Consider the following 12,340-nt stretch of genomic DNA (forward strand, 5'->3'; position numbering starts at 1 on the left):
CAGCGATGCCTTCGAGCCGGGCTCAGTCGGCGAGCTCGAGCTGCGCGCAGTCGAGTTCGAGGGCCGCGACGCGCAGCAGGTTGCGGAGCGGCCACGACTCTTCGATCGCCGAGTTGCGGCCGATGATGTGCAGCGCGAGACCGTCTTCGAGCGCGAGCAGCGATGCCGCCACCCGCTCGGCGTCGGCATCGGCCGCGAAGACCCCCGTGCGCTGGCCCGCCGAGATGATGCGCGCGTATAGCGCGTGCTCCGAGACCCACAGGTTGCTCATGATCTCCGCGTGCGCCGCATCGCGTCGGGCCAGGCCGTGGAGTTCGAAGAGGGGAGCGATCAGTTCGGGATCGACCCCGGGCGGCAGGCCCGCTCGCGCGCAGGCACGGAGCTGCCCGATCGCGTCATCCGCTTCGCGCACGAGGGCAGCGCGATGCCCGAAATAGTCGTCGACCAGATCGCGATGCACGTGGAGCACCAGATCCGCCTGATCGGGGTAGTGATACGAGACCAACGGAGCCGAGACGCCCGCAGTCGCCGCCAGACGGCGCACCCGAATGCCCTCCACGCCGTGCTCGGCGATGACGAGCCTGGCCGCAGCCAACAGCTTCGCCTTGCCCAGACCCGGGCGTCCGGGCCCTCCTTCGGGTGTCGCCACGCGCACTCCTTTTCGCACCATTCGCACCTACTCAATCACACCGCCGCACCGCGCGTTCGGCATGACTCGCGTCGCGCGCTTCGCGGCGACGCCCCCCCCCCCCGATGAAAGGACTCCTGATGGCACACCTCCGCATCACCGATCTGCGCGGCACCGACACCGCGCACCGCTACGCCATTCCTCGCGCCGCGACGAGCTTTGCGAGCGCCACCGATGCCGCGGCCCAGATCATCGCCGATGTGCGCGCCCGCGGCATCGACGCCGTGCGCGAGGTCACCGCGCGCTTCGATCGCGTCGAGATTGATCGCTTCCGCGTGCCCCAAGCAGCGATCGATCGCGCGTGGGCCGAGGCCTCCGACGACGTGCGCGGCGCGATCTCGCTGGCGATCGAGCGCGTCACCGCCGGGCATCGCGCCCAGCTGCCCACATCGGTCACGACCGAACTCGCGACGGGCGCCCTGGTGCACCAGCGCTACCTGCCCGTGCGCCGCGTCGGCCTCTACGCCCCCGGGGGGCTCGCCGCCTACGCCTCAAGCGTCATCATGAACGTGATCCCCGCACAGGTCGCAGGAGTCACGTCGATCGCCGTCGTCTCGCCACCGAACGCCGACACCGGTGTGCCCGCCGACGCCGTGCTCGCGGCCTGCGCGGCCTTGGGCGTCACCGAGGTCTACGGCATGGGCGGGGCCCAGGCGATCGCCGCGCTCGCCTACGGCCTCCCCGATGCCGGCGACGGCACCCCACTCGAGGCCGTCGACGTGATCACCGGGCCGGGCAACGTCTTCGTCGCCGCGGCGAAAAACCTCGTGCGCGCCGACGTGGGCATCGACGCCGTCGCGGGGCCGACCGAGATCATGATCGTCGCCGATGCGCACGCCAACCCGCGATTCGTCGCCGCAGACCTGCTGAGCCAGGCCGAGCACGACCCCAACGCGGCCAGCGTGCTCGTCACCGACTCGGAGGAGCTCGCGGTTGCCGTGCACACCGAGCTCGCCCAGCTGCTCCCTCGCACCGCGCACGCCGAGCGCGCCGGGATCGCGCTGGAAGCCCCGCAGTCGGGCATCGTACTGGTCGACACCATCGACGACGCGGTCGTCATCGCAAATCGCTACGGCGCCGAACACCTCGAGATCCACACCGAACGCGCCGCCGACGTGGCCGCCACGGTGACGAATGCCGGCGCGGTCTTCGTCGGCGAATGGTCACCCGTCTCGCTCGGCGACTACTGCGCCGGGTCGAACCATGTGCTGCCGACCTCGGGCACCTCGCGCTTCACCTCGGGGCTCAGCGCCCTGACCTTCCTGCGCCCGGTGCAGTTCATCGAGTACTCGCGCGATGCCCTGGCCGAGGTATCGGCGCGCGCCGTGCACTTCGCGGAAGCAGAGGGGCTCCCGGCCCACGGCGAGGCCGTGAGCGCGCGCTTCGCCTGAGGGCGAGCGCGCGCTCACGGCTTACGCGTCGACGAGGTAGCGGCTGTATGCCGGAACGGTGAGGAAGGTCGGGAAGTCCTCGCCGAGTGCGACATCGGCGAACAGCGTCGCCGCATCGGCGAACCGATCGCCATCGGTGCGCGCGAACCCCGCAACCGCTTCGTCCACGAGTTCGGCGACCCACTCCCGCGTGATGCGGGTGCCCTCGGCGGTCTGCTGATCCTGGTGAATCCACTGCCAGATCTGCGACCGACTGATCTCGGCCGTCGCCGCGTCTTCCATCAGATTGTCGATCGCGACGGCGCCGTGGCCGCGCAACCAGGCCTCGATGTAGCGCAGACCGATCGACACGTTCTCACGCACGCCGGCGTCGGTGATCTCGCGGCCGATGTGCACGTCGAGCAGCTGCGCCGCAGTCACGGAGACATCATCGCGCTGGCGATCCACCTGGTTGGGGCGATCACCGAGCACCGCGTCGAACTCCGCCCGGGCCACCGGGATGAGATCAGGGTGCGCGACCCAGGTGCCGTCGAAGCCGTCACCCGCCTCGCGTCGCTTGTCGGCCTGCACCTTCTCTTCGGCGCGCGCGGTGACCTCAGGGTCGCGACGGTTCGGAATGAACGCACTCATGCCGCCGATCGCGTGCGCGCCGCGCTTGTGACAGGTCTGCACCAGCAGCTCGGTGTACGCCCGCATGAACGGCACCGTCATGGTGACCTCGCTGCGATCCGGAAGCACGAAGCGAGCGCCGCGGCCGCGGTAGTTCTTGATGATCGAGAAGATGTAATCCCAGCGGCCCGCGTTCAGGCCGGCGATGTGATCCCGCATCACGTAGAGAATCTCGTCCATCTCGAACGCCGCAGGGAGCGTCTCGATCAGCACTGTCGCGCGGATCGTGCCGTGGGGCAGGCCGAGGGCCTCCTCCGTGTAGGTGAACACGTCGTCCCAGAGCTTCGCCTCCTCGCTCGACTCGAGCTTGGCGATATAGAAGTAGGGGCCGCGGCCACGCGCGACGAGCTCCTGCGCGTTGTGGAACGCGTACAGGCCGAAGTCGACCAGGCTGCCGGAAGCCGCGCCGGCGCGACCGTACGCGTCGGTGAAGCGCAGGTGCTTCTCGACCAGGTGCCAGCCGCGCGGGCGCATCACGATGGTCGGCGTGCGCTCCGCGGTGACCCGGTACTCCTTGCCCTCGGGGCTCGTGTACGCGAGCTGTTCGCGAATCGCGTCGAAGAGCGAAAGCTGGCCCCCGATGACGTTGTGCCAGGTCGGGCTCGTCGCGTCCTCCTGATCGGCGAGCCAGACGCGTGCGCCCGAATTCATGGCGTTGATGGTCATCTTCGGGTCGGTCGGGCCCGTGATCTCGACCCGGCGGTCTTCAAGGCCCGGGCCGGCCCCGGCCACACGCCACGATGCGTCTTCACGAATCGAGCGGGTGTCGGCGCGGAACTTCGGGTCGCGGCCGTTGCCGATCTCGTACCGGCGGCGCTGCCGATCTGCGAGACGCTCGTGGCGGATGCTCGCGAAGCGAGCGTGGAGCTGCGTGACGAACTCCAGCGCTTCGGGGGTGAGGATCTCTTCGCTGCGGGCGAAGGGGCGGCCCAGCACCTCGATGCGGGCGTCAATGGCGAGTGCGGTTTGGCTCACGATGCTTCATCTCCTGCTTCGGTGCGGTGGGGATCCACCGGCGAATGTGTGGCTACATCACTCATCGTGCGCCTCGCTCGAACCAGCGCGCCGAGAAAGCCCCCCGGAAGTTGCCGTGTACTTCTCGCGAAGAGAAGAGCCGGGATTTATCTCACCCTGTCGGGTGCTTTTACGGATTTCGCCACAGTCGAGCCCCTGGAGTGCACGATCCTTCTGAATCGCAGAAATAGTGCGTGATTTTCAGCAGGATTCCCGGTGACCGGCGCTTCCTCGGCATGGATGGTGGAACTACATCACGCATTTCACAGGCAAAGAAGGTTGTACCGTGACTCATTTCCAAGACACCGTCGCTGCGATCGAAGCGCTCAAGGGCCAGACCGGCGGCACCTGGGACGCCATCAATCCCGAGCACGTCGCCCGCATGCGCGCGCAGAACATCCTCACCACCGGGCTGCAGATCGCGCAGTACACGGCCGACATCATGCGTCGCGACATGGCCGAGTACGACGCCGATGCGAACGTCTACACCCAGTCGCTCGGCGTGTGGCACGGTTTCATCGGCCAGCAGAAGCTGATCTCGATCAAGAAGCACCTGCAGAGCACCAACAAACGCTACCTCTACCTGTCGGGGTGGATGGTCGCCGCGCTGCGCTCCGAGTTCGGCCCCCTGCCCGACCAGTCGATGCACGAGAAGACGGCCGTGCCGGCACTCATCGAAGAGCTCTATACCTTCTTGCGCCAGGCTGATGCCCGCGAGCTCGACCTGCTCTTCACCCAGCTCGATGACGCTCGCCGGGCCGGCGATGACACCGCCACCGACTTCATCCAGTCGCAGATCGACAACTTCGAAACCCACGTCGTGCCGATCATCGCCGACATCGACGCCGGGTTCGGCAACCCCGAAGCGACCTACCTGCTCGCGAAGAAGATGATCGAGGCAGGCGCCTGCGCGATCCAAATCGAAAATCAGGTCTCTGACGAGAAGCAGTGCGGCCATCAAGACGGCAAGGTCACCGTGCCGCACGAGGACTTCATCGCGAAGATCAACGCCGTGCGCTACGCGTTCCTCGAGCTCGGCATCGACAACGGCATCATCGTCGCCCGCACCGACTCGCTCGGTGCGGGGCTCACCCAAAAGCTCGCCGTCTCGCACGCGCCCGGCGACCTCGGCGACCAGTACAACTCTTTCCTCGACACCGAAGACGTCGCCGACATTCAGCTCGGCACCGGCGACGTGGTCATCGAACGCGACGGCAAGCTGGTGCGCCCGAAGCGCCTGGCAAGCAACCTCTACCAGTTCCGTGCCGGCACCGGCGAGGATCGCGTGGTGCTCGACTGCATCACCTCACTGCAGCACGGCGCCGACCTGCTGTGGATCGAGACCGAGAAGCCGCACGTCGAACAAATCGCCGGCATGGTCGATCGCATTCGCGAGGTCGTGCCGAACGCGAAGCTCGTGTACAACAACAGCCCGTCGTTCAACTGGACGCTCAGCTTCCGCAAGCAGGCCTACGAGGCACTCGTCGCGGCGGGCGAAGACGTCTCGGCGTACAGCTTCGACAACCTGATGAGCGCCGAGTACGACGGCACCGAACTCGGTCGCCTCGCCGACGAGAAGATTCGCACGTTCCAGCGCGACGGCTCGCAGCGGGCCGGCATCTTCCACCACCTCATCACGCTGCCGACCTACCACACCGCGGCACTGTCGACCGATAATCTCGCGAAGGGCTACTTCGGCGACGAAGGCATGCTCACCTACGTGCGCGACGTGCAGCGCGAAGAAATTCGTCAGGGGATCGCCACCGTCAAGCACCAGAACATGGCGGGCAGCGACATCGGAGACAACCACAAGGAGTACTTCGCCGGCGACGCGGCGCTGAAGGCCGGCGGCGCCGAGAACACGATGAACCAGTTCAGCTGATCGCTGCCGGCTGGGGCGCTCGGGCGACCCGCACCGCGCGTACCCCGCGCCTACACCGCGCGTACCCCGCATGGATCGGTGTCACTTTCTGCGGCAATTCCTGCCGATTCCGAACAGAAAGTGACACCGATTCGTGTTTGTCCCGGGCGCAGGTGTCCGCTTCCCTGATTGTTCTGGTTGCACAGCTGATGCATATCCATTCACAATGAACCATGAGCACCATCGTGAACGCCGATAACTTCGTGACCGCAGAGACTGCTCGCATGTTTCATGATCTGCAACGAGACGCCGGCGGCGTCAATCGTTTCTCGCACAACCGGGCTCCGGCCGCGATCGACAAGCAGACCGTGATCCGCCTCAATCGCGACACGCTGTACAGCTTCGCCGTCGTTGATGTCACACAGGGTGCCACACTCTCGATTCCCGAGCACGGCGATCGATACCTCTCCGCGATGATCGTCAACGCGTCGCACCACATTCTCGATACCTTCCACGACCCCGGCGAGTACCCGCTGCACGCAGATCGCTACGGCTCATCGCACGTCACCATCGGCGTACGCACACTCGTCGATCCGAACGACCCCGCAGACATCGCGGCCGTCGCGCAGATTCAAGACGGTCTCAATGTTCACGCCGCCTCGGCGCATCCGTTCACGCTCGAAGAGTACGACTCGACGTCCTTCGACGAGACGCGGTCGGCGCTCCTCGCACTCGCGAGCCGCCTCACCGGGTTCGACCGCATGTTCGGCACCCTCGCAGAAACGGAACCCGTGCACCACTTGATCGGCACCGCCGCCGGCTGGGGCGGGCTGCCCACCCGCGAGGCCACATACTTCGGGGCGAACCCGCGTGTTCCCCGTGGCAGGTACGAGCTCACCGTGCGCGACGTGCCCGTCGACGGATTCTGGTCGATCTCCGTCTACAACGAGCTCGGTTACTTCGAACCGAACCCGTCTGACACCTACACCGTGAACAACATCACCGCGGACAAGAACTCCGACGGATCAATCACCGTCCGCTTCGGGGACTTCCCCGCGGGGACGCCCAACGTCATCCACACTCCTGAGAAGTGGAACTACCTGGTTCGCCTGTATCGTCCTCGCACCGAGATTCTCGACGGGAGTTGGGTCTTTCCATCGATATCCGCGGTGCCGGCGAGCGACTGACGGCGTTCGATACGGGCCGCCCCTGCGAATCCGTGTCAGTTTGTGCTCTCGAGACGGCCAACTGAAGCTCTGAGGCGACACTTTTTGACACTGATTCACGCAGCTCCCGCAGGGGATACCCAGCAACGCAGAAGGTCCCGTCGCAGTGCGACGGGACCTTCTGTCTTGGCGGAGGATAGGGGATTTGAACCCCTGAGGGCGTGAACCCAACACGCGTTCCAGGCGTGCGCCATAGGCCGCTAGGCGAATCCTCCTCACTGGCCGAAGCCAGCGCGATCCAGTCTAGCGTGTTCTCACCACTGGTCAGAACCGAGGTCATCACTCCGTCTCGATCGACCTGACTGCACCACAGAGGGGCACCTCATTCAGGGCGGATGTGATCCCGTGAGAACCCTGAGCAGATCTGAGAAAACGTGGCCGAACTTGAAAGTAACAGAAAGGTAACGCATACTGGTTGAGGCGCACGGGCCACCGCCCGGCGCTTTTTGTTGGAAAGTCCGGAGTTTTACGAGTGAATTTATCTGCCAAGGCGTTCGTTGTCGGCCTGGTATCCACGGTTACCTTCGCCCTCGGCGCAGCACCCGCGGTAGCCGACGCGCCTCTTGAGGACTTCTCCTCCCCCGCCGCTTCCGTTCAGCCCGCCACCGCGGTGTCGCAGCAACTCGACACGACCGCCGAGGCACTGGCCGGCACCTCGATCGATTCGGTCCTCGAGATCGAAGAGGTCTCGAAGGTTCCCCACAACTACGACGTCAAGGCCGCCATCGCGCTCGCGAAGAGCGAGGTCGGCACGAGCCGCCCCACGGGCTGGAGCGCCCCGGGTGAGTGCATCATGTCGGCACAGCGTTGGCTGCTCGCCGGCGGCGCCGCTTGGACCGGCAGCGGCGACCCCGTCAACAACTACAAGGGCGCCACTCGTATGACGCTCGCCGACGCTGACGCGGGCGACATCATCCAGTACGAGTACACCTCGTCCCCCACTTCTTGGGTCACCGGCGTGCACACCGTGCTGATCACCGCAGTGAACGATGACGGCACGTTCGATATCGTGCAGTCGAATAGCCCCGGCGGCTCCGGTCTCGTAACCGAAGAGACCAACTGGACCCCGGCTCCCCCGGCAGGCTTCACCGCCGCCGTGTGGCGCTTCTAAGTCGGCGGACCACCGACGATTTCGCGAGAGGTCCGCGCCCACTGGGGTGCGGGCCTCTCGCGTCTCCACGCGACTTCGGTGAGCAACGAAGGATGTTGCGCCCGCAGCTCACCGCTGCCGGTCGAGCGCGTTCGCATAGACCGCGAGCATCTCCGCGCTGCGTGCCGACTGCAAAAAACGCGCCGACGTTTCGACCGAGACACGAAGCGTCTCGCCGGCGCTCGCGTCGGCGAGAACCGTGACGGCCTCGCGCAGCGTCTCTGCCAGCGCGTTCACGCTGCGGTCGGCAACCAGCCACTGCGGAGTCACCGCGACGTCCTGCGCGATGTTTGGGTCGCAAAAGATCGTGGGTGTGCCGAGCGCCGCGGCTTCGAAGGGGGTAAGCCCCTGGGTTTCGAAGCCGACGGAGGTCTGCACGAGCGCATCCGCGTCACGGATCGCTGCGAGTGCCTGGGAGTACGGAACGGGCCCAGGAATCGTGACGCGATCGGCGAGGCCCAGGTCGGCGATGCGCTGCTGCACGCGGGGCAGCAGCAGACCGGCGCCGTGCAAGGCGACATCGGCATCGATGCCCGATGCCGCAATCGCATCGATGAACTCGAGTACCCGCTTCTCGTGACTCATGCGCCCGAGCCACACGAGCTTCGGCCTCGTGCGCGGTGAGCGGGGCTGTTCACGGATCTCGGTGATCGCATCATCATCGACACCGCCTGCAGTGACCCGCACCGACTCCGCCACTCCGCGCGCGACGAGCTCATCGGCGAAATGCTGTGACGGCGCCGTAACGATCGCGGCCTCGGCAGCGATCTCGGCGAGGTAGCGCCAGGCGCCGCGCGCCGCAGGCGAAACGGCACCACGGGGGCGCCTCAGCGCCAGGGCGCGCCATCCGCGCAGGCCGGCGAACGCGACGGGCGCGAGCGGGGTCACTGCACGCGTGCCTGCGTCAACGTGATTGTGCATCGTATGCACGATCGGCACCCCGAGCCCGCGCGCCGCACGAATGCCGATGAGAGCACCCCAGAAGTCACCCTGAATGTGCACGAGATCGACCGGAGGGAACGCCGCGAGTGCACTCGCCAGAAACCGATCCGTGCGACGCCCCGGCCACGAGATGCCGTACTCGCGATCTGCGGTGATCGCCCGCGACGGCAAGTCGATGTACGCCCGGCGATCCTGCCCTGCCGTCGTATAGCCCGGCCGTTGCAGCGCCGGGGCCGCGATCGTGACCCGGTGCCCCTGCTGCTCGAGCGCGTGCCGCTGCAACCGAATCGCCACTTGAACCCCGCCGAGCGACTCGGCGTGCTGGTCGGTGACGATGAGCACGTGCACGGTCAGGCCCGAGCGTCGCCGCGGTAGAGGCCCTCGAACGTGTCGAGGGTGCGATCGATGTCATGCACCTGCACGGCGTCGAGCGAGGCCTGCTGCATCGTGCGGTAGTCGTCGGCCGAGAGCGACAGAATGCGGCGGATGCGGCTCGCGAGCTCACGGTCGTTACCCGGCTGGAAGAGGTAGCCGTTCTCCCCATCGTGCACGAGGTGGGGCAGCGCCATCGCGTTGGCAGCGATGATCGGCAGCCCCGATGCCATCGCCTCCATCGTCGCAATCGACTGCAACTCGGCGATCGATGCGATGGTGAAGATACTCGCGTGCGTCAGATGCGCCCGCAGTTGCTCATCGGTGACACGACCGGTGAACTCGACGCGATCCGCGATGCCGAGGTCGGCCGCAAGCTTTTCGAGGTTCTTGCGCTGGTCACCGTCGCCGACGACGGTGAAGTGCACGTCGAGCTCGGCATCGAGGCGCGGGATCGCCCGGAGAATCACATCGATCTCCTTTTCGAGCGTGACGCGACCGACGAACACGAGTCGGTTGGCCGTGCGCGGGGTGAGGTCGGCCGTGTAGTTCGAGGCACGGAGCCCACAACTCACCGGCAGCACGCCGCGACGATGCGTGCTGCGCTCGAGAAAATCTGCGGCGCGGCGGGTCGGCGTGGTCACCGCGGAAGCGAGGCGCAACACGCGATCGGCGGCGTTCCAGCCCCACCGCACGAACAGGCGCTTCGCCTTCTCGGGCAGCAGGGTGAAGTCGAGCACATTCTCGGGCATGACGTGGTTCGTCGCGACGATGCGGATGCCGCGCTTCGATCCCTCGATGGCGAGCGCGCGGCCGATGACGATGTGCGACTGGATGTGGATCACATCGGGCCGCACGCGATCGAGCAGCTTGCGGGCGTACCCGCGTGCGCGCCACGGCAGCACGAATCGCAGCCAGTCATGCGGATACCAACGCCAGCTCGCCCAGCGGTGCACCGTCATCTGCTCGCCCTCGATGGTTTCGGCAAATGACCCCGTGCGATTGTGGCGCTTCGAAGGCGCGACGACGTGCACATCGTGCCCCCGTTGCACGAGACCGGCGGCGAGGCGTTCGGCAAAGCGGGCCGCACCGTTCACATCGGGCAGAAAGGTGTCGCAGCCGATGAGGATGCGAAGCGGTGCCGGGCCTTCTGGGGTGCTCACGGTGCGCGGGGTTCCTTCGGTCGATGCTGGTACGAGCCCGCACGGCACGCCGCGCGGGAGCCGCGCGATAATGCGCGACGAGCTGCGCCCAGTCTACAAAGCGTGCATCCGAACGGGCTTGAGGCTCGGCGGCGTCATCGAGCCCCGCCGCGCCTGAGCTTCACTCGCCAGTGCGCCCGCCCGCACCGCGCCCACCGCGCGCGTGCGGAATGTAGCGCGGGATCCACCGGGCGAACCCCACCGCTCCGAGTACCGCAAGCGCTCCGGCGGCGCCGCTCGCGAGCGGCAGCGACGCAACCGCGATACCCGAGATCGCGAGTGGAGCAACGGCTCCACCGAAATCGGTCAGCGTGCGCCATGCCGCGAGGAACGGGGCCGGATTTCCTTGCGGAGCGAGATCGGCGCCGAGCGTCATGTTGATACCGCTGGAGAGCCCGTTGCCCAGCCCAACGACGACGGCGACCGCGAGCAGCCAGTATCCGGCACCCGGCAGATCGTGGCTGATCGACAGCACCCCGAACCCGACGGCCATCACGATCGTGGCGGGCAAGCTCGCCCACAGGCGCCCGTAGCGGTCCATAACCTGACCGCTCGTGTAGAACAGTGCGAAGTCGACCGTTCCTGAGATACCCACGACGAGCGCCACCTGCGTGGCGTCGAGCCCGATCGAGACTCCCCAAAGGGGCAGCAGCACATCGCGGATCGAGCGCATACCCGCAAGAATCGCCGAGGCGCCTCCCACACGCAGCAGCGCCGCCCCACCGTCGCGCATCGCTCCCCAGACCCCATCGCGGGGAGGCGCCGGGAGAGATCCCGTATCCGTGAGCGTGGGTGGCGTCGAGACGACGATGCGTTCGGGGTCGGGCGCGAATGCGACGAGCGCGGCAGCGAGGATCAGGCAGACGACGAACGCCCATACCGGCGATTCATGGTCGGCGGTGAGCGCGATCAGCCCCGCCGCGGCGAACGGCCCGGCGAAGCGACCGAGACGGTTCGTGCCTCCGAGCAGCGACAGCGCGCGAGCCCGATAAGCGATCGGTACCCGGCTCGTCATAAACGAGTGGCGGGCGAGCCCGAAAGCCGCACCGGCGAAACCGATCACGAACACCGCGAGCCCGAGTAGCGCGGGGTTCGGAGCGAAGGCGATTCCGAACGCCCCGAGCAGCGCGACGCCCGCCGCGATCAGCATCGCGGTGCGCTCCCCCGCTCGCGCGACCACCCAGCTCGCAGGCAGGTTGCCGAGCACCTGCCCGACGACGGCAGCCGACGCGATCACACCCGCGAGCCCGATGCCGGCCCCCATCTGCACGGCGATGACGGGCACGAGGGGCAGGATCGCGTACTCACCGAGCGAGAACAGCACCGAGGGCCCGTAGATGCTCGGGGCCAATTTCCGAAGAAATGCCGGTGCTGAGTTCGTCATGTGAGTTCCAGGGTAACGCCGACGGTGGTCGCAGTACGCACTGTGGCCCGCCCTTTGATGCGTTTACGCACAGGGCGTTTGATTTCTGGTGCTGATCGCCTGGGTCTTGGACGATGGTGCGGTGCCCCAGACCCACTCAGATGCTGCCGTGAAGATCGGCCGGCGCGTGCGCGAGGTGCGCCATCGGCTGGGTATTTCGCTCGAAGATCTCGGCGAGCTGGCACAGATCAGCTGGACCAGTATCGGCAAGATCGAGCGGGGCGTGTCGAGCCCGACCGCGGAGTCCCTGGTGCGTATCGCTACCGCGCTCGAGGTCGATCCCGGCGCATTTCTCACCGGCATCACCGCCGACGACTACGGCACCCGAGCCCACCAGGTCACGGTGCGCGATTTGATTCGGGCGCGGGCGGGCGACGATCGTCGCCGCGGAGCCTGAGACGC

At 66.8% G+C, this 12,340-nt stretch carries 10 protein-coding genes and 1 tRNA gene; 5 read left to right on the plus strand and 6 right to left on the minus strand.

Going from position 1 to position 12,340, the window contains the following annotated elements:
- Nucleotides 1-22 precede the first annotated feature (22 nt).
- A complete protein-coding gene (locus ACZF5Y_RS14045) occupies nucleotides 23-649 on the minus strand; it encodes a TetR/AcrR family transcriptional regulator (RefSeq protein WP_497533324.1) in 627 nt (208 codons plus the stop codon).
- Between the two features lie 119 nt (nucleotides 650-768).
- Here ACZF5Y_RS14045 and hisD point away from each other — a divergent pair, with 119 nt between their 5' ends.
- Nucleotides 769-2,079 (plus strand): histidinol dehydrogenase, encoded by a 1,311-nt coding sequence (hisD, locus tag ACZF5Y_RS14050; protein WP_497533325.1) that lies wholly within the window; start codon nucleotides 769-771, stop codon nucleotides 2,077-2,079.
- A gap of 21 nt (nucleotides 2,080-2,100) precedes the next feature.
- On the opposite strand, the gene aceB is transcribed toward hisD, so the two are convergent.
- Nucleotides 2,101-3,723: a malate synthase A gene (gene aceB / locus ACZF5Y_RS14055; RefSeq protein ID WP_497533326.1), complete on the minus strand. Its 1,623-nt coding sequence runs from the start codon at nucleotides 3,721-3,723 to the stop codon at nucleotides 2,101-2,103.
- 325 nt (nucleotides 3,724-4,048) lie between these two features.
- On the opposite strand from aceB, the gene ACZF5Y_RS14060 reads away from it, so the two are divergent.
- Both ACZF5Y_RS14060 and ACZF5Y_RS14065 read left to right on the plus strand, forming a co-directional pair.
- Nucleotides 4,049-5,644 carry an isocitrate lyase gene (locus tag ACZF5Y_RS14060; RefSeq protein ID WP_497533327.1) on the plus strand — a complete coding sequence of 532 codons (1,596 nt, stop codon included), beginning with the start codon at nucleotides 4,049-4,051 and terminating at the stop codon, nucleotides 5,642-5,644.
- Nucleotides 5,645-5,856: 212 nt separating this feature from the next.
- Nucleotides 5,857-6,810, plus strand: a complete 954-nt coding sequence (locus ACZF5Y_RS14065) for a DUF1254 domain-containing protein (protein WP_497533329.1) — start codon at nucleotides 5,857-5,859, stop codon at nucleotides 6,808-6,810.
- 166 nt (nucleotides 6,811-6,976) lie between these two features.
- Here ACZF5Y_RS14065 and ACZF5Y_RS14070 read toward each other — a convergent pair.
- A tRNA-Ser gene (locus tag ACZF5Y_RS14070) sits at nucleotides 6,977-7,064 on the minus strand.
- 257 nt (nucleotides 7,065-7,321) lie between these two features.
- On the opposite strand from ACZF5Y_RS14070, the gene ACZF5Y_RS14075 reads away from it, so the two are divergent.
- The gene (locus tag ACZF5Y_RS14075) at nucleotides 7,322-7,960 is read left to right on the plus strand and encodes a hypothetical protein (protein WP_053352078.1); all 639 of its coding nucleotides are present in this window, start codon (nucleotides 7,322-7,324) and stop codon (nucleotides 7,958-7,960) included.
- Between the two features lie 108 nt (nucleotides 7,961-8,068).
- On the opposite strand, the gene ACZF5Y_RS14080 is transcribed toward ACZF5Y_RS14075, so the two are convergent.
- The 3 genes from ACZF5Y_RS14080 to ACZF5Y_RS14090 form a co-directional block, all read right to left on the minus strand.
- Nucleotides 8,069-9,289 (minus strand): glycosyltransferase, encoded by a 1,221-nt coding sequence (locus ACZF5Y_RS14080; RefSeq protein WP_497533331.1) that lies wholly within the window; start codon nucleotides 9,287-9,289, stop codon nucleotides 8,069-8,071.
- Nucleotides 9,290-9,291: 2 nt separating this feature from the next.
- Complete coding sequence (locus ACZF5Y_RS14085) at nucleotides 9,292-10,476, minus strand: glycosyltransferase (RefSeq protein WP_497533333.1); 1,185 nt, start codon at nucleotides 10,474-10,476, stop codon at nucleotides 9,292-9,294.
- A 160-nt stretch (nucleotides 10,477-10,636) separates the two neighbouring features.
- Nucleotides 10,637-11,899, minus strand: a complete 1,263-nt coding sequence (locus ACZF5Y_RS14090) for an MFS transporter (protein ID WP_497533334.1) — start codon at nucleotides 11,897-11,899, stop codon at nucleotides 10,637-10,639.
- A 121-nt stretch (nucleotides 11,900-12,020) separates the two neighbouring features.
- On the opposite strand from ACZF5Y_RS14090, the gene ACZF5Y_RS14095 reads away from it, so the two are divergent.
- Nucleotides 12,021-12,335: a helix-turn-helix domain-containing protein gene (locus ACZF5Y_RS14095; protein ID WP_497533335.1), complete on the plus strand. Its 315-nt coding sequence runs from the start codon at nucleotides 12,021-12,023 to the stop codon at nucleotides 12,333-12,335.
- Nucleotides 12,336-12,340 lie beyond the last annotated feature (5 nt).

This window comes from Leucobacter sp. WKLB1 (genome assembly GCF_059696215.1).

Coding starts and splice junctions, on each gene's coding strand:
- ACZF5Y_RS14090 (WP_497533334.1), bottom strand. CDS start 11,899: ATGACGAACTCAGCACCGGCATTTCTTCGGAAATTGGCCCCGAGCATC.
- ACZF5Y_RS14065 (WP_497533329.1), top strand. CDS start 5,857: ATGAGCACCATCGTGAACGCCGATAACTTCGTGACCGCAGAGACTGCT.
- hisD (WP_497533325.1), top strand. CDS start 769: ATGGCACACCTCCGCATCACCGATCTGCGCGGCACCGACACCGCGCAC.